Here is a 22,672-nt window from a genome sequence, read left to right as displayed (position 1 = left end):
CCGGCAACGCCTGATCGTCCGGCATCGCCCGGACAGCAGACGTAAGGGGCGCCCGCCCTGGCGGGCGCCCCTTACGCAATCCTTTGGAAAGCAGCCTTCAAAGCCGCGCGCGGGTCGCGTCGAGCAGTCGTGCGACCGACTCGTCCGCCACGGCCGCCACCTCGTCGTATCCGAACCAGCGAACGTCGAGCGACTCGTCGCTGACCGCGTGCGCCGCGTCGGGCGGGGCCACGGCCGCGTACTGGACGTCGAAGTGCCAGTGGCACGGCGCCGGGATGGGATGCCGGTCGAGGCGCACCGGGCCGCCGGGAAGCAGCGTCAGCCCCTCGACGCCGGACTCCTCCGTGGCCTCGCGCAGGGCCGCCGCCTCCAGGGAGGCGTCCTGAGGCTCGCAGTGGCCGCCCATCTGGAGCCACATGCGCAGCTTCTTGTGGAGCGTGAGCAGCACCCGGCCGCGCTCAGGGTCGACCACCAGGGCGCTCGCCGTGATGTGGCCCGCCTGGCAGGCCTTCCACATGCCGTCCGGGTGGGCGGCGAGGTGGTCCAGGTAGGCCTGCCGCAGCTCTTGCTGGTCCTCGTGACCCTTCAGCACGAGGACCGCGTCGTCGTACAGGCTCACTCGGTGTCGTCGCCCTTGTCCGTGTCCTCGTCCACGTCCGTGGAGTCCTTCTTCTTGAGGTCGGGCTTGCCCGCCGCCTCGCCGAGCATCTTGTCCAGCTCGGAGAAGTCCAGCTGCTCGCGGTGCACGAAGCCGTCCGGGTCGTCCAGGTCGGAGGCCGTCGGCAGCATGTCCGGGTGCGCCCACAGGGCGTCCCGGCCGTCGACACCGCGCGCGTCGGTGAGCGAGGCCCACAGACGGGAGGCGTCACGCAGGCGGCGCGGGCGCAACTCCAGGCCGATCAGCGTGGCGAACGTCTGCTCTGCCGGACCGCCCGAGGCGCGGCGGCGGCGCAGGGTCTCGCGCAGCGCGTCCGCGGACGACAGCCGCGGCTTCGCCGCCGCGTGCACCACCGCGTCCACCCAGCCCTCGACAAGCGCCAGGGCCGTCTCCAGACGGGCAAGGGCGGCCTTCTGCTCCGGCGTGTCCTCCGGCTGGAACATGCCTTGCTGGAGGGCGTCCTGCAGCTGCTCGGGGTTCTGCGGGTCGAACTGGCCGACCACGTCCTCCAGCTTGGCGGTGTCGACCTTGATCCCGCGCGCGTACCCGTCGACCGCGCCGTACAGGTGCGAGCGCAGCCACGGCACGTGCGCGAAGAGGCGCTGGTGGGCGGCCTCGCGCAAGGCGAGATACAGCTGCACCTCCTCCTTCGGCACGCCGAGGTCCTTGCCGAAGGCCTCGATGTTCACCGGCAGCAGCGCGGCCTTGCCGGCCGGGCCGAGCGGCAGGCCGATGTCGGTGGAACCGACGACCTCGCCCGCGAGCACGCCGACGGCCTGCCCGATCTGCGTGCCGAACATGGCGCCGCCCATCGAGCGCATCATGCCGATCAGCGGGCCGGCCATGGCCTGCATCTCCTCCGGCAGGACATCGCCCATGGCTGCGCCGACGCGCTCGGCGACCGGGTCCACGAGCTCCTTCCAGGCGGGCAGGGTCGCCTCGACCCACTCCGCGCGGCTCCAGGCCACCGCGGATCCCGCGCCGGACGGCAGGGACGTCGCGTCGTCGAGCCACAGGTCGGCAAGTCGGACGGCCTCCTCGACCGCGGTGCGCTCGGCGGGGCCGACGCTCGCGTCCTTGGTGCCGTCCGCCGTGCCCTGGGAGACCGTCTGGCGGGCGATCTGTTTGGCCATGTCCCAGTTCACCGGACCGCCCTCGTACGAGAGCATCTGGCCCAGCTGCTGGAAGGCGGCGCCCAGGTCGTTGGGGTTCAGCGAACCGAACATGGCAGCGAGCGGATTGTCCGCACCGGGGCCGCCAAAGCCTCCGGCACCGGGCAGCCCGCCGAAACCGAACGGGTTGGCCGGGCCCTGACCACCGCCGCTCTGCGGGTCCTTCTTCTTGCCCTCGTCGCCGTCGTCCGGCTCCTCCGGCGGAAGGCCGAATCCGAATGGGGTGTCACTCACGGGATTCCTCGGCTGGTAAGGCCGCCGGTTGTCTCCGACGGCTGACTGCCCGATAACACCACCCAGCGTAGACACCATGGGCGCTTCGGGCCTCGGTGCTTCGCCGACTCTCAGCCTGCGGCAGGATGGATGCCACCTGGTACGTACGCGTCACTCGCGTGCGTACTGAAGACAACCGCTGGAGACGCCCGGTGAGTTCCCCAGATCCGCAGGTTCGCGCAGCGCGAAACCACTCAACCACGCCCGGAGTGCGCGGGCCCGTCGTCGCGGTCACCGGAGCCGCATCCGGCGTCGGCGCGCTGCTCACCGAGCGGCTCGCCGCATCGGACGAGATCAAGCAGGTCATCGCCATCGACGAGCGCCGTGGCGAGTGCGCGGCGGCGCAGTGGCACATCCTGGATGTGCGGGATCCGGCCATCGCGGAGAAGCTGCGGGGGGCCGATGCGGTGGTGCATCTGGCGCTCGACCTTGATCTGGAGACCGACGCCGCCGCCCGTACGGCGTACAACGTACGGGGGACACAGACCGTGCTGACGGCTGCCGCGGCGGCCGGGGTGCACCGGGTCGTGCTGTGCACGTCGGCCATGGTCTACGGGGCCCTGCCGGACAACGAGCTGCCACTCTCCGAGGACGCGGAGCTGCGGGCCACGGCGGAGGCGACCGGGGTCGGCGACCTGCTGGAGATCGAGCGGCTCGGCCGACGTGCTCCGCGGGCGCATCCGGGGCTCAATGTCACCGTGGTGCGGCCGGCGGTGCTGGTGGGCGAGACGGACACCGCGCTGACCAGGTACTTCGAGTCGCCGCGGCTGCTGGTCGTGGCCGGATCGCGGCCCGCTTGGCAGTTCTGCCACGTCGAGGATCTGTGCGGCGCTCTGGAGTACGCCGTCCTGGAGAAGGTCGACGGGGAGCTTGTCGTCGGGTGCGACGGCTGGCTTGAGCAGGAGGAGGTCGAGGAGCTCAGCGGGATCCGGCGGATGGAGCTGCCGTCCGCCGTGGCTCTGGGCGCCGCGGCCCGGCTGCACCGGATCGGGCTGACGCCGTCCCCGGCGGGCGATCTGGCGTACACGATGTACCCCTGGGTGGTGAGCGGGAGCCGCCTGCACGACGCGGGGTGGCGGCCGCGGTGGACCAACGAGGAGGTGCTCGCGGAGCTGCTGGGCGAGGTCTCCGGGAGGCACACGGTGGCCGGGCGGCGGCTCGGGCGGAAGGACGCGACCGCGGCCGGAGCCGCGGGGGCGACGGTGGCCCTGCTGGGTGCGGCGGCGGTTGTACGGCGGGCTCGCAAGGCTCGGCGGCGTATCTGAGGGCGGAGTGCGGCGAGCGCGCCAGAGGACACCGACGCCTGGTGCTGGTGCTGGTGCTGGGGTGGGGTGGATCGCGCGGCCCGGCGCTACGGGCTGCCGCCTGCGCCCACCCGTGCCGCCAGAGGCGGGGCCCCTGTAGGAGGCTCCAAGAGCGGGCAGGTTCCAAGCGGGCACGCGCGCGTGCCGGGCGACAATGCTATTCCCGGTCCTCATTCCCGGTCCTCGTCGGCGTGCGGCACGATGGAGGCATGGCACCCACACACGATCACCCCGGTGAGCAGGCCGCGCAGGATCCCATCAGGCTCCTGGCCATCCGGGAGACGGCTCTCTCCCTGGACGAGGTCTTCCGGGCCGTCGGGGACGATGCCGCCGGCGGGACCGCGTTGTTCGTCGGGACCGTGCGGAATCACGACGGGGGTGCCGACGTCGACGAGCTCGGGTACTCGTGCCACCCCAGTGCCGAGGCCGAGATGCGGCGGATCGCCGAGAAGGTCGTCGCCGAGTACCCGGTGCGGGCTCTCGCGGCCGTGCATCGAGTGGGCGACCTGAAGGTCGGGGATCTTGCCGTCGTGGTGGCCGTCTCCTGCCCCCATCGGGGCGAGGCCTTCGAGGCGTGCCGGAAGCTGATCGACGACCTCAAGCACGAAGTGCCCATCTGGAAGCACCAGAAGTTCTCCGACGGGACCGAGGAGTGGGTCGGCGCCTGCTGAGCCCGCCTCACTCCCCGTGACCCCCCTTCCGGTTGCGTAACCGCACCCCTGGCGTGAGCGTTGTCAGTGCGGATGGTTAATCTGCTGATCAGTCAGTTTGCGGTCGCTCATCGGGGTTGGGAGGACGGCATGGCAGCGCTCGCCTGGTTGTTGATTCCGCTTGTGGCTGCGGTCGGCGCCGGTCTCTGGGGCAGTTGGGCCAACCGGACCCGAAAGGTCCGCAGCGACGGCCCGGAGCTCGACGGTTACGCCCGATTCCGTGCCGCCATGGAGAAGCCCCACTCCGGCACATGGACACGGCCCTGAAGGTGCGCTGACAGGAGCGTCCCGTACTGTCGTGCCATGCCACGCCGCACCGCGACGATGCTCGCCTCCACCCTGATGCTGATCGCGCTCCTGTGCGCGGGAGTCTTCATCAATGTGCCGTATTCGGAGATGTCACCGGGTCCGACGGTGAACACGCTCGGGGACCACGACGGCGAGCCGGTGCTGCAGATCTCGGGGCGCAAGACGTACGCGACGAGTGGGCATCTGAACATGACCACCGTCCGGGTCACCAGCGCCGACTACAAGATGAACCTCGTCGAGGCCGTCTACGGGTGGCTTGCGCACGACAACAAGGTCGTGCCGCACGACACCCTCTACCCGGACGGCACGACCGAGGAGCAGTCGACCCAGGAGAACGCGGAGGAGTTCAGCCAGTCCCAGGAGAGCGCCAAGGTCGCGGCCCTCAAGGAGCTGGACGTCCCGGTGAAGTCCTGGGTGATCGTCTCGACCGTCGTCAAGGACTCCCCGGCCGAGGGCAAGCTGCACGCCGGTGACGTGATCAAGGCCGTCGACGGGACGGTGGTGAAAGAGCCCACCGACGTCGCCGAACTGGTGACCAAGCACAAGCCCGGCCAGGACGTCGTCTTCACGATCGTGCCCGCCAAGGAGCAGGCCGCCGCCGAGAAGGAGAACAAGACGGCGACCGGGACCGAGGACGTCACCATCACGACGAAGGCCTCCGACGACGACGGCGAGAAGCGCGCCATCGTCGGGATCTCGGCGGGAACGGACCACACGTTCCCCTTCACCATCGACATCAAGCTCGCCGACGTCGGCGGGCCGAGTGCCGGGCTGATGTTCGCGCTCGGCATCTACGACAAGCTCACCCCGGGCAACCTCACCGGCGGCAAGTTCGTCGCCGGCACCGGGACGATCGACGACGACGGCAAGGTCGGACCGATCGGCGGCATCGAGATGAAGACGGTCGGCGCGCGCAACAAGGGCGCCCAGTACTTCCTCACGCCCGCCGACAACTGCGCGGCAGCCGCTAGCGACACCCCGGAGGGGCTCACCCTCGTCAAGGTGAAGACCATCGACGACGCCCTCGGCGCCCTGGAGGACATCCGCTCCGGCGACACCGCCGACCTGCCGAAGTGCACGACCAAGGGCTGACGAACCGAGCGTCGTACGCGGCTGGGGGCGCCCTTCAGGAAGAAGGGCGCCCCCAGCGTCGTACCGAAGACCATCGCCGTACCGGAGAACGTCAGTCCTCGAACGTCGCCGCCAGTGCCTCCGCAAGCCCCGGCACCAGGTCGCCGCCCGTGAGGACCTCGGTCGGGGAGTCCTTCTCGCGCAGCCGCAGGGCCGAGTCGCGGGCGCCGTCCCGCAGGACCGCGACCGTCATCCGGACCTCCTGGCGGTCCGGGTGCTCGGCCACCCACTGGGCGAGCTTCTTCTCGCTCAGCCCTTCCGGGACGGACGCCTCGGCGGACGGCGGCAGCATCAGGCGCTCCACCGTGAGCGCGCAGCCGACCACGGCGTCGGGCCAGGCGATCGTGCCGAGGAACTCGTCGAGCGGCTTGCCCGCCGGGATCTCGTCCTGCTCGATCGGGGTGAGGCCGGTGGTCTCCTGCTCGGCATCGAGGCCGAGCTGGGCCGCGAGGGCGGGTTCCTGAGTGCGCAGCCGTGCGGTGTCTACGAGGGCGAAGAGGCGGGCGGGCTGGTCCCAGCCGAGGCCGGAGGCGTACTCGTCGATCTCGAGAACGGCCCGGGTCAGCGGGCTCGCCGCCATGGGAGTGTTGGACATGGTCACAATCCTCTCTCGTTCAGGGCCGGAATCGGGAACCGAGTAAAGCGTGAGTAAGTTGCATAGGTGTGGGCCTACGATCACGAGGCCCACGGACGGCCCGTGAAGACGCGGGTCTGACGGACCAACAGCGACTTTCGAGGTGCGCACCTTGGCTTTCCAGATGCCGGACCGCGGCGGAGGCCCGACGGGGCCACGGATCAGAGTGGGCCGCCCGTCCCGGCGAGTCCGGACCCTGCTCATGACACTGGGCGTACTTGCCGTTCTCGGCATGGCGTTCACGATGTTCGCCGGGTTCTGGACGGACTGGCTCTGGTACCGGTCGGTGAACTACTCGTCCGTGTTCACGACCACCCTGTGGACCAAGATCGGGCTCTTCTTCGTCTTCGGTCTGCTGATGGCTCTGGCGGTCGGCTTCAACATCTGGCTGGCCCACCGGCTGCGCCCCCCGCTGAGCGCCATGTCGATGGAGCAGCAGAGCCTCGACCGCTACCGGATGGGCATCGCGCCGTACAAGAAGTGGCTGCTCCTCGGAATCACCGCCCTGGTGGGCCTCATCGCCGGCGCCTCGGCGTCGAGCCAGTGGCGGACCTGGCTGATGTGGGTCAACGGCGTGTCCTTCAACCAGAAGGACCCGCAGTTCCACCTCGACGTCTCCTTCTACGCCTTCGACCTGCCCTGGTACCGGTTCCTGCTCGGCTTCGGCTTCGCCGCCGCGATCCTCTCCGTGATCGCAGCCGCGCTCACCCACTACCTGTACGGCGGGCTGAGGATCACCTCCCCTGGCGCGCGTGCCACGGCCGCCGCGACCGGGCACCTGTCGGTGCTGCTGGGCATCTTCGTCGCCCTCAAGGCGGTCGCGTACTGGCTCGACCGGTACGGACTGGCCGTGAAGTCCAGCGACTTCAAGGCCACCGACGCCTGGACCGGCCTCAGGTACGTCGATGCGAACGCCTATCTGCCGGCCAAGACGATCCTGTTCTGCATCGCCGTCATCTGCGCCGTGCTGTTCTTCGCCACCCTGTGGCGGCGCACCTGGCAGCTGCCCGTCATCGGCTTCGGTCTGATGGTGCTCTCGGCGATCCTCATCGGCGGTCTGTACCCGGCGATCGTCCAGAAGTTCCAGGTCCAGCCCAACGAGCAGGCCAAGGAAGCGCCGTACGTCGCGAAGAACCTCAAGGCGACGCGTGAGGCGTACGGCATCGACGACACCAAGGTCACCGAGTACGCGGGCAAGTCCACCACCACGGACAAGACCAAGCTGCGCGACGACGTCGACGGCACGGCCAGCATCCGCGTCATGGACCCGAACGTCGTCTCGCCGACGTTCCAGCAGCTCCAGCAGATGCGCAACTACTACGCGTTCCCGACCAACCTGGACGTCGACCGCTACAGCAAGGACGGCAAGGACCAGGACACGGTCATCGGTCTGCGTGAGCTGAACCTCAACGGCATTCCGAAGAACAACTGGATCAACGACCACTTCCGCTACACCCACGGCTACGGCGTGGTAGCCGCCAAGGGCACCACCGGCGACGCCGAGGGTCGCCCGGTCTTCACCGAGTCCGACCTGCCGTCCCAGGGCGACCTCGGGACGTACCAGCAGCGGATCTACTACGGCGAGAAGACCACCTCGTACTCCATCGTCGGCGGTCCCCAGAAGGAGATCGACTACTCCGACGACAGCGGTGAGAAGACCTTCAGCTACACGGCCGACAGCGGGGTCAACCTCTCCAACCCGGTCAACCGGGCCGCATACGCGGTGGCGTTCAGCGAGCCGCAGATCATGTACTCCGGCGCGATCGGCGAAGGGTCGCGGATTCTGTACAACCGCACGCCCAAGCAGCGCGTCGAGGCGGTGGCCCCCTGGCTGACCATCGACGGCGACGCCTATCCGGCGGTCGTGAACGGCAAGATCCAGTGGATCGTCGACGCGTACACGACGACGAACGGCTACCCGTACTCCTCGCGTACGACCCTCGGTGACACGACGGCCGACTCGCTGACCGCGACGAACAACTCGCGCGCGGTGGTGGCCCAGCAGAACCAGGTCAACTACATCCGCAACTCGGTGAAGGCGACCGTCGACGCGTACACCGGCCAGGTCAAGCTCTACCAGTGGGACACCCAGGACCCGGTCCTGAAGACCTGGATGAAGGCGTTCCCGGGCACGGTGAAGTCGAAGGCCGACATCTCCGATTCGCTGATGGCCCATCTCCGGTACCCGCAGGACCTGTTCAAGGTCCAGCGCGAGCTGCTCAGCCGCTACCACGTCGAGGACGCGGACACGTTCCTCAGCGGCAGCGAGGTGTGGCAGGTGCCGGACGACCCGACCAACAAGTCGGGTGACGCGGTGCCGCCGTACTACCTGAGCATGAAGATGCCGGACCAGTCGGCGCAGGCGTTCTCGCTGACGACCACCTTCACGCCCAACGGGCGGGACAACCTCAGTGCGTTCATGGCGGTCGACGCGGAGGCGGGTACTCCCGACTACGGCAAGATCAGAATCCTGAAACTGCCGACCAGTACGACCGTCAACGGGCCCAAACAGGTGCAGAGCCAGTTCAACTCCGAACAGGACATCGCCGAGTCCATCAGACTTCTGCAGGGCGGCGACTCCGAGGTGGAGTACGGCAACCTGCTGACTGTGCCACTCGACGGAGGACTGCTGTACGTGGAGCCGGTCTACGTACGCGGTGGTGGACTCAAGTACCCGCTGCTGCGGAAGGTGTTGGTGACCTACGGAGGCAACACCGCCTTCGAGGACACCCTCGACCAGGCCCTCAACAAGGTCTTCGGAGCGGAGGGTTCGACCACGGAGCCACCGGACGAGGGTGAGGACCAGGGCACGACCCCACCACCGACGTCCAGTAACCCAACGGTCCAAAAGGCCTTGGACGACGCCCAGAAGGCCTTCGACGCCGGCCAGGAAGCCCTGAAGAAGGGCGACTGGGAGGCGTACGGCCGGGCTCAGGAGGACCTGGAGGACGCGCTGCAGCGGGCCGAGGACGCGCAGGCCGCGGCGGACAAGACGGGTGGCAGCAGCACCAGTAGTCCAAGTCCCGGCGGCAGTCCGAGCCCGAGCGGTAGTCCGAGCCCGAGCGGCAGTCCTGACAGCAGCTGATCGGCAGTCCCCGGAGCGGCTGATCGGTCGGCCGGAAAAGTAGCTGGTCAAAGCCCACCCCGCGCCGTGATACGGTTGCAGAACAACGGCGCGGGGTGGAGCAGCTCGGTAGCTCGCTGGGCTCATAACCCAGAGGTCGCAGGTTCAAATCCTGTCCCCGCTACTCAAGGTCGGCGACGCGAGTCGTAGACCGGCGAAGGCCCGGATCCTGAAAAGGATCCGGGCCTTCGTGATGTGCGAACGCATGTGCCGACACGAGGGACGGCCGTGCCGCCGAGGGGAGTTGGGCGACTCTGTGTTTGACTTGTCTCTCTGTGGGCATGTCGACAAAACGCTGAAGTGACCTCACTGGCTGCGGTATACCAGGTGTACCCAGGTTGCAGGTGGTGCGACGATGGACGTTATGGGGGACAAGGCAACTCTGTTCGAGACAGGGCGTTTTGTGCAACCTTCCGGGCGGGACGAGGCCGGGGAGGTGATCGAGGGTGTCGCCGAGGACGCGGCCGAAGAGGCCCGTCGGCGGATCGCCGCCGAGGCCGGCGACGTCGAGGCGATGAGCGTCCTCGGGGCCATGCTGCTGCGCCGCGGTGATCTCGACGGAGCCGAGCCCCATCTGCGTGCCGCCACGGCGGCCGGTGACCGAGCCGCCGCCAACAACCTGGGAGTCCTCCTCCACCAGCGCGGGTACGCCGACGACGCTGCCGGATGGTGGCGGATCGCCGCCGTCGCCGGATCCGCGGCGGCCGCACACGCGCTGGGCCGGCACCACCGGGAGCGGGGCGACGAGCCGGCGGCGGAGTACTGGCTGCGGCAGTCCGCCGAACAGGGGCACGCGCTGGGCGCGTACGCCCTCGCCGATCTGCTGGAGCACCGTGGGGACGCCAGGGCCGAGCTGTGGATGCGGTCCGCGGCCGAGCGGGGGCACCGGGAGGCGGCGTACCGGCTGGCCCGGGCGCTTGATCGCAAGGCGGTGGGTGAGGGGGACGCCGGGGCTGACGACGGTGTGTCCGGTTCCACCGGTGTCTCCGGTGTCTCCGGTGGCTCCGGTTCCTCCGCGGCGGAAGAGGTCGAGCAGTGGTACCGGCAGGCCGCCGCGCGCGGGCACCGGCGGGCCGCGCTGCATCTCGGGGCGATCCTGGAGAAGCGCGGCGAGCTCAAGGAGGCCGGGCGCTGGTACCTGACCTCCGCCAAGGACGGGGAGGCGCGGGCCGCCTGCGCGCTCGGCTTCCTGCTGCGGGACGCCGGGGACACCGAGAGCGCCGCCGTGTGGTGGCTGCGGGCCGCGCAGGACGGCGACGGCAACGCGGCCAACGCGCTGGGCGCGCTGCACGCCGAGCGTGGCGAGCCGCAGACCGCCGAGCGGTGGTACCGGGCGGCGATGGACGCCGGTGACGACAACGGGGCGTACAACCTCGCGCTGCTCTGCGCCGAGCAGGGGCGGACCGCACAGGCCGAGCAGTGGTACCGGCGGGCTGCGTACGCCGGGCACCGCGAGGCGGCGAACGCGCTGGCGATCCTGCTGCTGCAGGGCGGGGACGCGAGGGGGGCGGAGCCGTGGTTCTCCAAGGCCGCGGAGGCCGGGAGTGTCGACGCCGCGTTCAACCTGGGGATTCTGTTCGCCGGGCGGGGTGAGGATGCCGTCGCGCTGCGGTGGTACGAGCGGGCGGCGGGCGCCGGGCATACGGAGGCGGCGCTTCAGGCCGGGATCGCGCGGCTGCGGGACGGGGACGAGCGGGAGGCGGAGCGGTACCTGCGGTGTGCGGCGGGGGGCGGCAGTGCGGAGGCCGCGTACCGGCTGGCGACTGTCCTGGATGCCCGGCGGCCGCCGGTGCCTTCGCATGAGCTCGGGGAGACGGTGCACGAGAAGAGCGAGTGCGAGGAGTGGTACGAGCGGGCGGCGTCGCTCGGGCATCGTCGGGCGCAGGTGCGGGTCGGGATGCTGGCCGCTGCGCGGGGCGATGTCGTGGAGGCGGCTCGGTGGTATCGGGAGGCGGCCGAGGCCGGATCCCGTAATGGTGCGTTCAATCTGGGGCTGCTGCTTGCTCGGGAGGGGAGTGAGCCGGAGGCCGCGGTGTGGTGGGCGCGGGCGGCTGATGCGGGGCATGGGCGGGCGGCGTTGCGGCTGGCCCTCGTCTACGCGCGTCGGGGGGAGTTGGCCGAGGGGCAGCGGTGGGCTGATCGGGCGGTGGCGCTCGGGCCGGAGGAAGTTGCGGAGCGGGCGGCTCGGCTGCGGGATGCGTTGCGGCAGGAGTTGTCGGCGTGACGCTGCGCTGAGCGCGGGCGGGGGTGTGGTCGGCGCCGGGTTGTTCTCGCCCCCGCCGCCCCTACCCGTCCCATCCCCAGGGGCTGCGCCCCTTCGACCCCGCGAGGGGCTGTGCCCCTTCGACCCCGCGAGGGGCTGCGCCCCTATACCCGGGCGGGGGCTGCGTCCCCTGCGCCTCGCGGGGGTTCGGCTCCTGCGTCCTTGCGGGGCTCCGCCCACGCCCCCTGGCAGGGAGTCTCCGGCCACCCTTGCGGGGGCTGCGCCCCTGCACCCCGGCGGGCTGCGCACCTGCACTCCCGGCGGGGACTCCAGCCTCCGCCAGCCCTTGCGGGGCTCCGCCCTGCCCGCCCCGCTGAGGCTGCACCCCCCTTCGGGCTCCGCCACCGAACGCCGGCCGGGCTGACCGGTGCCCACCGGCGTCGGCAGGTGGGCCGCTTCCGGGTGGGTGGGGGCTTGGGAGGGTCTCTTTTGTCGTCGAACGCCGGGCGGGACGGGCCGGACAGGGGGATCGCTCTCGTTCTCGGATGCCGGGCGGCTGGAGGTGCGGGACGGGGATCAGAGGGAGGGGCGGGCGCTGGCCCGCGGTGCCCTGGTGCTGTTGACCTGCGCTGATGGGTGGCAGGTAATCGATTTGCCTCTGCTGGTGTCCTTGACGTAGTGTTCCATTCATCGACGCGGGGTGGAGCAGCTCGGTAGCTCGCTGGGCTCATAACCCAGAGGTCGCAGGTTCAAATCCTGTCCCCGCTACTGAAGGCCGAGGGCCGGGACCCAGAAATGGGTTCCGGCCCTCGGTGTTTTGTCGTGTGGTTATGGGCGGTGGCCTATCGCCTCCTCGTACAAGGCTCTGTTCACCGTCTTCGACTCCGGTAGCGGGTCGCCCTCGGTCACGCCCTGGGCGCGGTATGCGGACTGGAGGCGGTCCGTGGTGCCGGTGCGGATTTCCCAGTCCATGCGGAGGGACGGGGTGGAGTCGAGGATCGCCTTGTCGGCCTTCATGAGATTCGCCAGGTAGGTGACGAAGTCGGCGTTCTCCTTGTAGTCGGACGTGAAGTACGTGTTGATCGTGCGGATGTAGGCCCGGAGCAGGGCCACCCCCGCGTCCACGTCGTCGTTCAGCAGGCTCGGGCCGTACAGCATGCCGCCCAGGGGCTCGCCAAGCGGTTGGCCGCCGAGGAAGGCGTATCCGGGCTCGCCGTCGACCCTGCGCCAGACCGGGTCGAGGAGCCAGGCCGAGTCGACTCCTCCGTTCTGGAGGGCGGTGAGGACGTCGGCGGAGCCCAGTTGGGCGTACTGGATCTTGTCGAGGCCGCCATCGTGCTTCTCCAGCGCCTTCTCCATGGGGTACGCGATCACGGAGCCCTTGCCGATCATCGTGCCCATCCTGCGGCCGGCCATGGCCACCCGGTCCGCGCTCTCGCCCTTCTTCAACCGCACCCACAGGCCGCTCTTGGACTCAGGGTCGGGTGAGAAGTTGCCCGCGACCCACCTGATGTCGAAGCCGCCCCGGATGCCGTTCATGACGGCCGCCTCAGGGGCCGCCCACTGTGCGTCGATGTCCCCCTTGGCCAGGAGGGGGAGCGCGTCCGGTGTGGGCAGCACCTTCAGGGTGACGTCCAGGCCCTCCTTCTTGAACTCACCCTTGTCGAGGGCAACTTGGAGCGGTGCCACGTACTCGGCGCTCAGCGTCCCCGTCGCGATCGTCAGCTTCCGGGTCTTGGCGAGGGGCTGCGGGGGAGGGGCACCGGGCTGGCAGCGGGCCGGCAGGCGGTTCGGGGAGAGGTCGGCGGGGTCCGTCCAGGACGTGTCGCCGCAGCCCTCCACCGGGCGGACGGTGCGGTCGCCCGCCCCCGCCTTCGGCTCGGAGTCCGACTCGTACGGCGACGAGCAGCCCGCCGACGCCAGCAACGCGGCGGCGACGACCACGACAGCGTACGTACGGCCCCTCATGACTGCCCCCGTCCGCGGTCCCGGGGTGCCCACGGAGTGAGCAACCGCCCCACGATCCGCACCAGTTCGGAGAACACGACGCCGAGCAGGGCAACACAGACGATGCCTACGAACATCACGTCGTTCTGGAACAGCGCACGCGAGTCGAAGATCAGGTGGCCCAGGCCGTTCGTGGCGGCGATCTGTTCCGAGGCGACGATCACCAGGACCGCCACGCCCGCCGCTATCCGGGCGCCGACCAGGACGGACGGCAACGAGGCCGGCAGCAGGACGTGCCGGAACATCTGCCATGGAGAGGCGCCGAAGACCCGGCCCGCGTCGCGGTGGCCGGTGGGGACGGCGAGCACCGCCGACATCGTCGATATCCATACGAAGAAGAAGACCGTTGCCGCCACCAGGGCCACCTGCGGGCCCTCGCCCAGGCCGAACATGTTCAGGAAGATCGGCAGCAGGGCCAGTTTCGGTACGACGTACAGGGCGTCCAGGAGGGGTTCGAGGGCGGCTCGGACCAGGGAGAGGGAGCCCATCAGCAGGCCCAGCGCGTAGCCCGCCGCCGTGCCGAGCGCGTAGCCGGCCAGGACGCGCTTCAGGGTCGCCCACACGTCCGGCCACAGGTCGCCGGCCGCCGCGCGGTCCCACCCGTCGGCGAGGATCGTGGACGGCGCCGGATAGACGCGGTCGTCGATCCAGGCCTGGGTGGCGGCCAGTTGCCAGAGAAGGATCAGCATCAACGGGACCGCGGCGGCGAGCGACAGTTCCAGGGCGCGCCTACGGCGGTGGGTGCGTACGGGGTGGAGTTCCCGGGGGCCGGGGCGGCGGACGAGGACCGAGGTCCTGTCAGGAGTGATCGTCGTCATGCGGGCACCGCCTCCTTCCGGAGGAGGTCCCACAGATCGCTCTTGAGGGAGGTGAACTCGGGCGTGGAGCGGATGTCGCCGGTGCGCGGGCGCGGGAACGGCGGTTGGTGTTCGGCGATGATCCGGCCCGGTCGGGCGGACATCACCAGGACGCGGTCGCCGAGGACGATCGCCTCTTCCAGGCTGTGGGTGACGAAGAGGGTGGTGGTGCGGGTGGTTTGGGTCAGCTCCAGCAGCTCCTCCTGGAGGATCATTCGAAGTTGGGCATCCAGGGCGGCGAACGGCTCATCCATGAGGAGGAGTTCCGGCTCGACAGCGATCGCTCGGGCTATCGCCACGCGCTGACGCATGCCGCCGGAGAGGGCCGCCGGGTAGGCGTGCGCGAAGTCGGCGAGGCCCATGCGGGCCAGCCACTCGTCGGCACGTGCGTTCGCCTCGCGGCGGGGGACACGCTGGATGTCCAGACCGAAGCGGACGTTCGCACGGACCGTCTTCCAGTCGTAGATGCCGTAGTCCTGGAAGATCATGGCCGCGGGGCGGGGGCTCGTCGTACGTATCTCCAGGCGGCCCGTGCTCGGACGGAGCAGGCCCGCCGCGATGCGCAGGAGAGTGGACTTGCCGCAGCCCGACGGGCCCACGAGGCAGACGAACTCGCCTGGGGCGATGGTGAGGTCGACGGGGCCGAGGGCGTCGACGGCACGGGGTGCGCGGCCGAAGGTGCGGGTCAGTTCGGTGGCGTGGAGTTTTGGGTGCGGATCTCCCACGGTTGCTCCTTGCGGAGTTCGGTATGGGGTGGGGGGTGTGCCGCACGACGATATGACGACCCGTCAGATACGGGAAGGGTGCGGGAAAGGTGCGTGAAGGTCGCGCACGGCAGAAAGCCCCGGCGTCCATCGGTGCCGGGGCTTGCGGAAGCGTTCGGAAGGGGAGTGCTACGCCGCCGCGCAGTTCGGGCACACGCCCCGGTACGTCACCTCGACGTCCGAGACCGTGAAGCCGAAGCGCTCGGAGTCGGGGAGGTCGGCCAGCGGGTTGCCGCCGGGGTGGACGTCCCGGATGGTGCCGCACTGGGCGCAGACCAGGTGGTGGTGCGGCCGGTGCGCGTTCGGGTCGTAGCGCTTGGCTCGCTTGTCCGTGGCGACCTCGAGGACCTCGCCGAGGGAGACCAGCTCGCCCAGCGTGTTGTAGACGGTCGCCCGGGAGATCTCGGGCAGCTTGGCGACGGCCCGCGAATGGACCTCGTCGGCCGTCAGGTGGACGTGTTCGCCGTCGAGTACCTCGGCCACGACACGCCGCTGCGCGGTCATCCGCCATCCGCGTCCGCGCAGTCGTTCCAGAAGGTCACTCATGCACACCAGCCTAACAGCAAGGGGGACCAGGTCGCGACCAGGTGTGACTTTGGATCCATACTTGAATTGGACATGGTCTATTGTAGGATCGAGTTCGACATTGACCATGGGGCAGGAACGGCCGTCAGGCCGACGGAGACTACGGCAAGCGGCTGGAGGCCGCGGTCCAGGCCCTGCGCGGCCGAACGAACCACCAGCACTGGATCGCTTGTCGTGAGCGGACGGGCCGGACTTTCCCGGGAGGGGGTCCGGCCCGTCCGCATGCGAGGACAGGTCCTAGGCCGGTACGTGCTGCCGTGCCGGGGCCCAGCAGCGGATGATGTCGCGGACCGAGACGATGCCCACGGGTTCGTCGCGGTCGAGGACGATGAGGTGGCGGAAGCCGCCGTGCGCCATGGCGCGGGCCGCCTCCTCCAGGGTCCAGGTCGGGGCGGCGAACACGACGTCGGTGGTGGTGTGGGCGTGGACGTGTTCCGAGTCAGGGCTTTCGCCGAGGCCGACGGAGTTGAGGACATCGCGTTCGGTGAGGATGCCGATGCCGCCTGCGTCCGGGTCGTGGACGATGGCCGCGCCGACCCGGCGGGCGGACATCAGGGCGGCGGCCTGGCGGAGGGTGTGGGTGGGGCCGATGGTGAGGACTACCGTGCTCATGGCGTCGCGGACCAGCATGGGTTCCGAGTCACCTCCTAGGAGCCGCTGTTAGTTCAGCGGTTCACAAGTTCACAAATGAGGGTGTCCTCAGAGTGGCAGGTAAAGCGGAGGTCAACAAGGGGGCGCGTGCGGCCGATTGAGGGCGTGCGCGCTCATTTGTGCCAACTAGTAGCGCTCGTTGAGGTAACCCAGGAACTCGTCGTGGAGCAGGCCGTTCGACGCGGCAGCGTTGCCGCTGTGCGGGCCGGGTCGGCCGTCGAGGCCGGTGAAGGTGCCGCCGGCCTCCGTCACGACGATGGCGTTCGCGGCCATGTCCCAGAGGGAGAGCTCGGGTTCGGCGCACATGTCGACCGAGCCCTCGGCGACCATCATGTACGGCCAGAAGTCGCCGTACGCGCGCGTGCGCCACACCTCGCGGGTCAGGTCCAGGAAGCCGCCCAGGCGGCCCTGGTCCTCCCAGCCGGTGAGCGAGGAGTACGCGAAGGAGGCGTCGGAGAGCTTCGAGACACGGGAGACCTGCAGGCGGGAGGCCGAGGTGAGGCTGCGGCCGGAGAAGGCGCCGTGGCCCTTCGCCGCCCACCAGCGGCGGCCGAGGGCGGGGGCGGAGACGACACCGACGACGGGCTGGTAGCCGCCCTCGGCCGCTTCCATGAGGGAGATCAGGGTGGCCCAGACGGGGACGCCTCGTACGTAGTTCTTCGTGCCGTCGATCGGGTCGATCACCCAGCGGCGCGGCCCTGTGCCCTCGATGCCGTACTCCTCGCCGAGGACCGCGTCGCGTGGGCGGGCGCGCTGCAGCTGGCCGCGGATGAGTTCCTCCGCGGCCTTGTCCGCTTCGCTGACCGGAGTCATGTCCGGCTTCGTCTCCACCTTGAGGTCGAGGGCCTTGAAGCGGGCCATGGTCGCCGCGTCGGCGGCGTCCGCGAGGACGTGGGCGAGGCGGAGATCGTCGTGGTAGTCCGGCATGTGATGAACGCTATCTGTCGGACGTCGTACGGGGCTACACGGGGCCAGGGTGCGGACAGCGGGCCGGCCGAGAGGCTCGCAGGGACCGATGGGCGCCCCCGTGTGCTCTCGCGACCCCTTGACAGTGCCCCCGTGCGCGTCAAATCTGGGCGCAGTGCCGCTCGCCCTCGGGAGGCGATGATGCCTGCAGCGCGGGAATCCCTGCTGGACGCCGCATATTCGGCGCTTGCACGTCGGCCGTGGTCCGCTGTGCGGATGGTGGACGTGGCGGCGGCGGCCGGAGTGTCCCGGCAGACGCTGTACAACGAGTTCGGGAGCAAGGAAGGGCTGGCCCGTGCCCTCGTCAGGAGGGAGGCGGACGGCTATCTCGTCGGGGTCGACCGCGCGCTCACCGCGAACGGCGACGCCCGCGAGCGGCTGACCGCCACCGCCGAGTGGACCGCGTCGACGGCCCGCGAGAACGCGCTCGTACGGGCCATGCTCACCGGCTGCTGGAGCGAACGGCTGCCCTCACCGACCCTGTCGGCGGTGCCGTCCTCCTCGGCCGTACCGGCGCAGCGCCGGGCGGACGGCCCGCTGCCGTCACCCGGCGACTTCGTGGCCCTGGTGCGCGACCGGGCCGTGACGGTCCTCTCCGGACCCGGCGCACTCAAGTCGGACACCGCCGAACTGGCCCGCTCCTGCGAACTCGTCGTCCGTCTCGCCCTGTCCTGCGTGGCGGCCCCGCCCGGCGAGGGCGGCGTCGCGGACCTCGTACGCAGCGCGCTCCAGCGCCAGTTGGCGGTCTAGGGACTGATCCGCCGGACAGGCCCCCGGGCAGGCCTCGGGCTCGCTCAGTGGGCCGATCCCGACAGTTGGAGTCCGATCACCCCGATGATCACCAGGCTGATCGAGACGATCTTCAACGTCGAGACGAGGTCGCCGAGGAAGATCATCCCGTAGATCGCCGTGCCGGCCGCGCCGATGCCCGTCCACACGGCGTACGCCGGGCCCACGTCGAGCTTCCTCAGAGAAAGAGTCAGCAGACCGAAGCTGCCGAGGGCGAAGATAGCGAATGCGACGGTCGGCCAGAATCTGGTGAAGCCGTGCGACAGCTTCAGACAGACGGCGAAACCGGTCTCGAGCAACCCGGCCACGACGACCAGCAGCCACGCCATGTGCTGTCCTCCCGTAGGTCCACGTGTCCCAGCGTTTGTGACCGCCGTGTTGTGACCGTTTCATCAGGCTTTGGTCAGGCTTGGATCCGGCTCGGTGCGATTATGCCCTTACCGGACCTACCCAGGGACAAACAACGCGGAGGTCAGTCGCCTTCCTCGGTTCCCGTCCTAGTCGCCTTCCGTCCGCTCCCTCGTCGCCAGCATCCGGCGCAGCGAGTACAGGCGGGCCGGGTCCGCGTGACCGTCCGCAACCCACTGGTCCAGCGCGCAGTCCGGCTCGTCGTGACTGCACGCGCGCGGGCAGCCCTCGGTGCCCGGCTCCAGGTCGGGGAAGGCGTGGATCACCCGGGACGGATCCACGTGGTGCAGGCCGAACGACCGTAGGCCCGGGGTGTCGACCACCCAGCCCGCGTCGCCCGCGAGCGGCAGGGCCAGTGCCGAGGTGGTGGTGTGGCGGCCGCGGCCCGTCACCGCGTTCACATGGCCGGTCAGCCGGCGGCGGTCCTCCGGGACCAGCGAGTTGACCAGGGTCGTCTTGCCGACGCCCGAGTGGCCCACGAAGGCGGTGATCCTGTCGTCGAGCTGCTCGCGGACCCGGCCCACCGCGGCACCGCTCTCCAACTCCTCGCGGCTGGTGACGACGTACGGGATGTCCAGGTGGCCGTAGAGCTCCAGCAGCTTGTCGGGGGAGGCGAGATCCGACTTGGTCATGACCAGGAGGGGTTCCAGGCCGGCGTCGAACGCCGCCACCAGGCAGCGGTCGATCAGGCGCGGGCGGGGTTCCGGGTCGGCGAGGGCGGTGACGATGGCGAGCTGGTCGGCGTTGGCGACGATCACGCGCTCGTACGGGTCGTCGTCGTCCGCCGTGCGGCGCAGGACCGACTTGCGTTCCTCGATGCGGACGATGCGGGCGAGAGAGTCCTTCTTGCCGGTCATGTCGCCGACGATGGCCACCCGGTCGCCGACCACCGCGGCCTTGCGGCCGAGCTCGCGGGCCTTCATCGCCATCACGATCCGGTCGTCGACCAGGCAGGTCAGACGGCCCCGGTCGACGGTGACGACCATGCCCTCGACCGCGTCCTCGTGCTTGGGGCGGATGTGCGTACGCGGCCGGTTGCCCTTGCGGTTCGGGCGGGAGCGGATGTCGTCCTCGTCGGTGTGCTTGCCGTAGCGGCGCATGAGTGAGTCCCTACGCCCCGAGCATCCCGGTCCACAGGTCGGGGAAGTCCGGGAGGGTCTTCGCCGTCGTCGCCACGTTCTCGATCTGCACGTCCTCCACCGCCAGCCCGATGATCGCGCCGGCCGTCGCCATGCGGTGGTCCTCGTACGTGTGGAAGATCCCGCCGTGCAATCGGCGCGGGCGGATGTGCAGGCCGTCGGCGGTCTCCGTCACGTCACCGCCGAGTTCGTTGATCTCCTTGGTGAGCGCGGCCAGACGGTCCGTCTCGTGCAGGCGCAGGTGCGCCACGCCCCGGAGGGTGGAGGGGGAGTCCGCGAGGGCCGCGACCGCCGCGATGCCCGGGGTCAGCTCACCGACCTCGCCCAGGTCGACGTCGATGCCGTGGATCGAGCCCGAGCCGGTGAACACCAGGCCGTACTCGGTGAGTTCGCAGGAACCGCCCATTTCGGTGAAGATCTCCCGCAGTCGGTCACCGGGTTGGGTGGTGCGGGCCGGCCAGTCGGGGACGAGGACCTTGCCGCCGGTCACCAGGGCCGCCGCCAGGAACGGCTGGGCGTTCGACAGGTCCGGCTCGATGGTCAGGTCCCGGCCGAGCAGGGCACCCGGCGTGACCCGCCAGACGTTCGGCTCGCCGCCCGACTCCGGGGTGTCCACCTGTGCGCCGACCGAGCGCAGCATGTCGACGGTCATCCGGATGTGCGGCATGGAGGGGAGCGCCGAGCCGATGTGGCGGACCTCGACGCCCTGGTTGAAGCGCGGGCCGGACAGCAGCAGGGCCGACACGAACTGGGAGGACGAGGAGGCGTCGATCTCCACCGCGCCGCCGTCCAGCGCGCCCCCGCCGTGCACCGTCAGCGGCAGGGCGCCGCGGCCGTCGTCGTCGATCCGGGCGCCGAGGACGCGCAGGGCGTCGATCACGCCGTTCAGGGGACGCTCGTAAGACCTGGGGTCGCCGTCGAAGCGGATGGGGCCGTCGGCGAGCGCGGCGACCGGCGGCAGGAAACGCATCACCGTGCCGGCGTTGCCGACGTCGACCGTGGCCGGTCCGCGGAGGCCTGCCGGCAGCACGCGCCAGGTCTCGCCCGTGCCGTCGGGGCCCACGCCCTCCTCGATGCCGACGCCCATCTCCCGCAGCGCACCGGCCATCAGCAGGGTGTCGCGGGAGCGGAGGGGACGGCGGAGCCAGCCCGGTTCGGAGGCGAGGGCGGCGAGGACCAGGGCGCGGTTCGTGACCGACTTGGACCCCGGCACGTGGACCGTCGCGTCGACGGCTCCGCTTGCGTGCGGGGCGGGCCAGAGAGCGGTGTGTGCGGGGTTTGGGGCCATGGCCCCACTTTAATGGTCGGCCGTACTTCGAGTGCGGCGCCGTTGTGGCTGGTCGCGCCCCGCGGGGAAGCCGCACATCGATACGACCCCGCACCCCTGATAGGGGCGCGTCAGCCCTCCAGCAACCAGCGGCCGCCGCCTATCAGGGAACACAGCGAGACCGCGTGGAACAGGAAGAGCCACAGGCCGGCCGGAACATGCGTCAGCCGCGACAACTGGTCCGCGTCCGAGTCCCCGGCCCCTCCGCGCGCCCTCTTCGCCTGGAGCTCGAACGCCGGGCGCACCCCGCCGATCAGCAGGAACCACACCACCGCGTACGCGAACGCCGCCTGCACCTGTGGTCCCGCCAGCCAGGACACCACCACGAACGTGCCGCCGGTGAGGAGGACCGTCAGGGCGCCGTACGCGTTGCGGATCATCACCAGCATCGCCACCAGCAGGAGCGTCGCCAGCCACAGCAGGGCGGTGATGTGACCGGCGCCGAGGAGGGCGGCGCCGCCGAGGCCGAGGAGCGGGGGAGCGGTGTAGCCGGCGGCCGCGGTGAGGATCATGCCGATGCCGTGCGGCTTGCCGCGGCTGACGGTGAGGCCGCTGGTGTCGGAGTGGAGGCGTATGCCGGTGAGGGTGCGGCCGGTGAGCAGGGCGATCAGGCCGTGGCCGCCCTCGTGGGCGATGGTGATGGCGTTGCGCGCGATGCGCCACAGGACGTGTGGGACGACCACGGCGAGCGCGGCGACGAGGGTCGCGAACACCACCCAGAGGTCGGGGTCGGGCTGGCTGCCGAGGACCTCGTCCCAGAGGGAGGCAAGCGAGTCGGATGCGATGGTGTGCATTGTCGGCTGTGGCTCCCGTAGGTCTTGTCGAATCTGGCAGTGTGGCACGTATGTGCGGACGGTATGCAGCGAGTCGTGGGCCCGAGGATCTCGCAGGAATCTTTGAGATCGAGAAGTGGGAACCCGAGGAGACCTTGGCGCCCGATTACAACGTGGCCCCGACCAAGGAGGTCTACGCCGTCCTGGACCGTCCTTTGAAGGACGTGGAGGACCCGAAGCCGGTTCGACAGCTGCGCAAGCTCAAGTGGGGGCTGGTCCCGTCCTGGGCGAAGACCCCCGAGGGCGGCGCCCGGATGATCAACGCCCGCGCGGAGACCGTCCACGAGAAGCCGTCGTACCGCCGTGCCTTCGCCTCCCGGCGCTGCATCATCCCCGCCGACGGCTACTACGAGTGGGTCACCGGTCCGCAGGAGCGGGATCTGGAGGTCGAGGGGAAGAAGAAGCGGCCGCGCAAGCAGCCGTACTTCGTGCTCCCCGCCGACGGGGCGGTGTTCGCGATGGCCGGGCTGTACGAGTTCTGGCGGGACAAGACCCTGCCCGACGACCACCCTCAGGCATGGTGGGTGACGTGCTCGGTGATCACCACGGAGGCGGAGACGACCCCGCTGGCGGTCGCCCCCGCGGACGGGCCGTATGCGCTCGCCGACATCCACCCGCGGATGCCGCTGATGCTGACGCCGGACCGATGGGACACCTGGCTCGACCCGTCCCGCACGGACCCGGACGACCTGCGTGAGCTGCTCGCCCCGCCGCCCGCCGGGATGATGCGCGCGTACCCCGTCTCCACGGCGGTCAGCAATGTCCGCAACAACGGACCGGAGCTGCTGAAGGAGCTTGAGGGCCCCGAAGAGGGCACACTCTTCTGAC

The 22,672-nt window shown here is 70.2% G+C and carries 20 protein-coding genes and 2 tRNA genes; 9 read left to right on the top strand and 13 right to left on the bottom strand.

Annotated features, from left to right (window positions below):
- Window positions 1-97 precede the first annotated feature (97 nt).
- Both ADK57_RS16460 and ADK57_RS16455 read right to left on the bottom strand, forming a co-directional pair.
- On the bottom strand, window positions 98-619 hold the full coding sequence (locus ADK57_RS16460; protein WP_053750217.1) for an NUDIX hydrolase: 522 nt from the start codon (window positions 617-619) through the stop codon (window positions 98-100).
- Complete coding sequence (locus ADK57_RS16455) at window positions 616-2,064, bottom strand: zinc-dependent metalloprotease (RefSeq protein WP_053750216.1); 1,449 nt, start codon at window positions 2,062-2,064, stop codon at window positions 616-618. The genes ADK57_RS16460 and ADK57_RS16455 overlap by 4 nt, the downstream gene beginning before the upstream one ends.
- 191 nt (window positions 2,065-2,255) lie before the next feature.
- Here ADK57_RS16455 and ADK57_RS16450 point away from each other — a divergent pair, with 191 nt between their 5' ends.
- From ADK57_RS16450 to ADK57_RS16440, 3 genes are all read left to right on the top strand, one after another.
- A complete protein-coding gene (locus ADK57_RS16450; protein WP_053750215.1) occupies window positions 2,256-3,368 on the top strand; it encodes an SDR family oxidoreductase in 1,113 nt (370 codons plus the stop codon).
- 248 nt (window positions 3,369-3,616) lie between these two features.
- Window positions 3,617-4,078: a molybdenum cofactor biosynthesis protein MoaE gene (locus ADK57_RS16445; RefSeq protein ID WP_053750214.1), complete on the top strand. Its 462-nt coding sequence runs from the start codon at window positions 3,617-3,619 to the stop codon at window positions 4,076-4,078.
- Between the two features lie 342 nt (window positions 4,079-4,420).
- Window positions 4,421-5,518 carry a PDZ domain-containing protein gene (locus ADK57_RS16440; RefSeq protein WP_053750213.1) on the top strand — a complete coding sequence of 366 codons (1,098 nt, stop codon included), beginning with the start codon at window positions 4,421-4,423 and terminating at the stop codon, window positions 5,516-5,518.
- 91 nt (window positions 5,519-5,609) lie between these two features.
- Here the strand turns inward: ADK57_RS16440 and ADK57_RS16435 are convergent, their stop codons facing one another.
- Window positions 5,610-6,152 (bottom strand): PPA1309 family protein, encoded by a 543-nt coding sequence (locus ADK57_RS16435; RefSeq protein ID WP_053750212.1) that lies wholly within the window; start codon window positions 6,150-6,152, stop codon window positions 5,610-5,612.
- Window positions 6,153-6,315: 163 nt separating this feature from the next.
- Here ADK57_RS16435 and ADK57_RS16430 point away from each other — a divergent pair, with 163 nt between their 5' ends.
- The 4 genes from ADK57_RS16430 to ADK57_RS16415 all read left to right on the top strand — a co-directional run bounded on the left by ADK57_RS16430 (window position 6,316) and on the right by ADK57_RS16415 (window position 12,286).
- Window positions 6,316-9,276 carry a UPF0182 family protein gene (locus tag ADK57_RS16430; RefSeq protein ID WP_078973161.1) on the top strand — a complete coding sequence of 987 codons (2,961 nt, stop codon included), beginning with the start codon at window positions 6,316-6,318 and terminating at the stop codon, window positions 9,274-9,276.
- Between the two features lie 89 nt (window positions 9,277-9,365).
- A tRNA-Met gene (locus ADK57_RS16425) sits at window positions 9,366-9,439 on the top strand.
- A 231-nt stretch (window positions 9,440-9,670) separates the two neighbouring features.
- The gene (locus tag ADK57_RS16420) at window positions 9,671-11,539 is read left to right on the top strand and encodes a tetratricopeptide repeat protein (RefSeq protein ID WP_053750210.1); all 1,869 of its coding nucleotides are present in this window, start codon (window positions 9,671-9,673) and stop codon (window positions 11,537-11,539) included.
- A 673-nt stretch (window positions 11,540-12,212) separates the two neighbouring features.
- Window positions 12,213-12,286 (top strand) — tRNA-Met (locus ADK57_RS16415).
- Between the two features lie 60 nt (window positions 12,287-12,346).
- On the opposite strand, the gene ADK57_RS16410 is transcribed toward ADK57_RS16415, so the two are convergent.
- The 6 genes from ADK57_RS16410 to hisN form a co-directional block, all read right to left on the bottom strand.
- Window positions 12,347-13,486, bottom strand: coding sequence for an ABC transporter substrate-binding protein (locus ADK57_RS16410; RefSeq protein WP_053750209.1), 1,140 nt, complete (start codon window positions 13,484-13,486; stop codon window positions 12,347-12,349).
- Window positions 13,483-14,343 carry an ABC transporter permease gene (locus ADK57_RS16405; protein ID WP_053750208.1) on the bottom strand — a complete coding sequence of 287 codons (861 nt, stop codon included), beginning with the start codon at window positions 14,341-14,343 and terminating at the stop codon, window positions 13,483-13,485. Before ADK57_RS16405 ends, ADK57_RS16410 begins: the two co-directional genes overlap by 4 nt.
- On the bottom strand, window positions 14,340-15,107 hold the full coding sequence (locus tag ADK57_RS16400) for an ABC transporter ATP-binding protein (protein ID WP_053750207.1): 768 nt from the start codon (window positions 15,105-15,107) through the stop codon (window positions 14,340-14,342). Before ADK57_RS16400 ends, ADK57_RS16405 begins: the two co-directional genes overlap by 4 nt.
- 168 nt (window positions 15,108-15,275) lie before the next feature.
- Window positions 15,276-15,692 carry a Fur family transcriptional regulator gene (locus ADK57_RS16395; protein ID WP_053750206.1) on the bottom strand — a complete coding sequence of 139 codons (417 nt, stop codon included), beginning with the start codon at window positions 15,690-15,692 and terminating at the stop codon, window positions 15,276-15,278.
- A gap of 276 nt (window positions 15,693-15,968) precedes the next feature.
- The gene (locus ADK57_RS16390) at window positions 15,969-16,361 is read right to left on the bottom strand and encodes a cyclic nucleotide-binding/CBS domain-containing protein (protein ID WP_053750205.1); all 393 of its coding nucleotides are present in this window, start codon (window positions 16,359-16,361) and stop codon (window positions 15,969-15,971) included.
- A gap of 147 nt (window positions 16,362-16,508) precedes the next feature.
- Window positions 16,509-17,309: a histidinol-phosphatase gene (gene hisN / locus ADK57_RS16385; protein WP_053750204.1), complete on the bottom strand. Its 801-nt coding sequence runs from the start codon at window positions 17,307-17,309 to the stop codon at window positions 16,509-16,511.
- A gap of 177 nt (window positions 17,310-17,486) precedes the next feature.
- Between hisN and ADK57_RS16380 the strand changes: the two genes are divergently transcribed.
- Window positions 17,487-18,098, top strand: coding sequence for a TetR/AcrR family transcriptional regulator (locus tag ADK57_RS16380; RefSeq protein ID WP_053750203.1), 612 nt, complete (start codon window positions 17,487-17,489; stop codon window positions 18,096-18,098).
- 44 nt (window positions 18,099-18,142) lie between these two features.
- Here ADK57_RS16380 and ADK57_RS16375 read toward each other — a convergent pair whose 3' ends face one another.
- The 4 genes from ADK57_RS16375 to ADK57_RS16360 form a co-directional block, all read right to left on the bottom strand.
- Entirely contained in the window at window positions 18,143-18,466 is a 324-nt protein-coding gene (locus tag ADK57_RS16375; protein WP_053750202.1) for a DMT family transporter, read from the bottom strand.
- Between the two features lie 168 nt (window positions 18,467-18,634).
- Entirely contained in the window at window positions 18,635-19,645 is a 1,011-nt protein-coding gene (rsgA, locus tag ADK57_RS16370; protein ID WP_053750201.1) for a ribosome small subunit-dependent GTPase A, read from the bottom strand.
- 10 nt (window positions 19,646-19,655) lie between these two features.
- Window positions 19,656-20,972 carry a 3-phosphoshikimate 1-carboxyvinyltransferase gene (aroA, locus tag ADK57_RS16365; protein ID WP_053750200.1) on the bottom strand — a complete coding sequence of 439 codons (1,317 nt, stop codon included), beginning with the start codon at window positions 20,970-20,972 and terminating at the stop codon, window positions 19,656-19,658.
- 110 nt (window positions 20,973-21,082) lie between these two features.
- The gene (locus tag ADK57_RS16360; protein ID WP_053750199.1) at window positions 21,083-21,805 is read right to left on the bottom strand and encodes a M50 family metallopeptidase; all 723 of its coding nucleotides are present in this window, start codon (window positions 21,803-21,805) and stop codon (window positions 21,083-21,085) included.
- Window positions 21,806-21,855: 50 nt separating this feature from the next.
- Here ADK57_RS16360 and ADK57_RS16355 point away from each other — a divergent pair, with 50 nt between their 5' ends.
- Complete coding sequence (locus tag ADK57_RS16355) at window positions 21,856-22,671, top strand: SOS response-associated peptidase (RefSeq protein WP_078973160.1); 816 nt, start codon at window positions 21,856-21,858, stop codon at window positions 22,669-22,671.
- Window position 22,672 lies beyond the last annotated feature (1 nt).

The organism is Streptomyces sp. MMG1533 (genome assembly GCF_001279775.1).
In the GTDB taxonomy this organism is placed as follows: Bacteria; Actinomycetota; Actinomycetes; order Streptomycetales; family Streptomycetaceae; genus Streptomyces.
This window is presented reverse-complemented; position numbering and strand designations above follow the sequence as displayed.

What these genes read in the sequence shown, in the direction of transcription:
- ADK57_RS16395 (WP_053750206.1), bottom strand. Translation starts at nt 15,692, where the DNA reads ATGAGTGACCTTCTGGAACGACTGCGCGGACGCGGATGGCGGATGACC.
- ADK57_RS16445 (WP_053750214.1), top strand. Translation starts at nt 3,617, where the DNA reads ATGGCACCCACACACGATCACCCCGGTGAGCAGGCCGCGCAGGATCCC.
- ADK57_RS16355 (WP_078973160.1), top strand. Translation starts at nt 21,856, where the DNA reads ATGTGCGGACGGTATGCAGCGAGTCGTGGGCCCGAGGATCTCGCAGGA.
- ADK57_RS16380 (WP_053750203.1), top strand. Translation starts at nt 17,487, where the DNA reads ATGATGCCTGCAGCGCGGGAATCCCTGCTGGACGCCGCATATTCGGCG.
- rsgA (WP_053750201.1), bottom strand. Translation starts at nt 19,645, where the DNA reads ATGCGCCGCTACGGCAAGCACACCGACGAGGACGACATCCGCTCCCGC.
- ADK57_RS16435 (WP_053750212.1), bottom strand. Translation starts at nt 6,152, where the DNA reads ATGTCCAACACTCCCATGGCGGCGAGCCCGCTGACCCGGGCCGTTCTC.
- hisN (WP_053750204.1), bottom strand. Translation starts at nt 17,309, where the DNA reads ATGCCGGACTACCACGACGATCTCCGCCTCGCCCACGTCCTCGCGGAC.
- ADK57_RS16430 (WP_078973161.1), top strand. Translation starts at nt 6,316, where the DNA reads ATGCCGGACCGCGGCGGAGGCCCGACGGGGCCACGGATCAGAGTGGGC.
- ADK57_RS16375 (WP_053750202.1), bottom strand. Translation starts at nt 18,466, where the DNA reads ATGGCGTGGCTGCTGGTCGTCGTGGCCGGGTTGCTCGAGACCGGTTTC.
- aroA (WP_053750200.1), bottom strand. Translation starts at nt 20,972, where the DNA reads ATGGCCCCAAACCCCGCACACACCGCTCTCTGGCCCGCCCCGCACGCA.
- ADK57_RS16360 (WP_053750199.1), bottom strand. Translation starts at nt 21,805, where the DNA reads ATGCACACCATCGCATCCGACTCGCTTGCCTCCCTCTGGGACGAGGTC.
- ADK57_RS16420 (WP_053750210.1), top strand. Translation starts at nt 9,671, where the DNA reads ATGGACGTTATGGGGGACAAGGCAACTCTGTTCGAGACAGGGCGTTTT.
- ADK57_RS16390 (WP_053750205.1), bottom strand. Translation starts at nt 16,361, where the DNA reads ATGCTGGTCCGCGACGCCATGAGCACGGTAGTCCTCACCATCGGCCCC.
- ADK57_RS16440 (WP_053750213.1), top strand. Translation starts at nt 4,421, where the DNA reads ATGCCACGCCGCACCGCGACGATGCTCGCCTCCACCCTGATGCTGATC.
- ADK57_RS16410 (WP_053750209.1), bottom strand. Translation starts at nt 13,486, where the DNA reads ATGAGGGGCCGTACGTACGCTGTCGTGGTCGTCGCCGCCGCGTTGCTG.
- ADK57_RS16405 (WP_053750208.1), bottom strand. Translation starts at nt 14,343, where the DNA reads ATGACGACGATCACTCCTGACAGGACCTCGGTCCTCGTCCGCCGCCCC.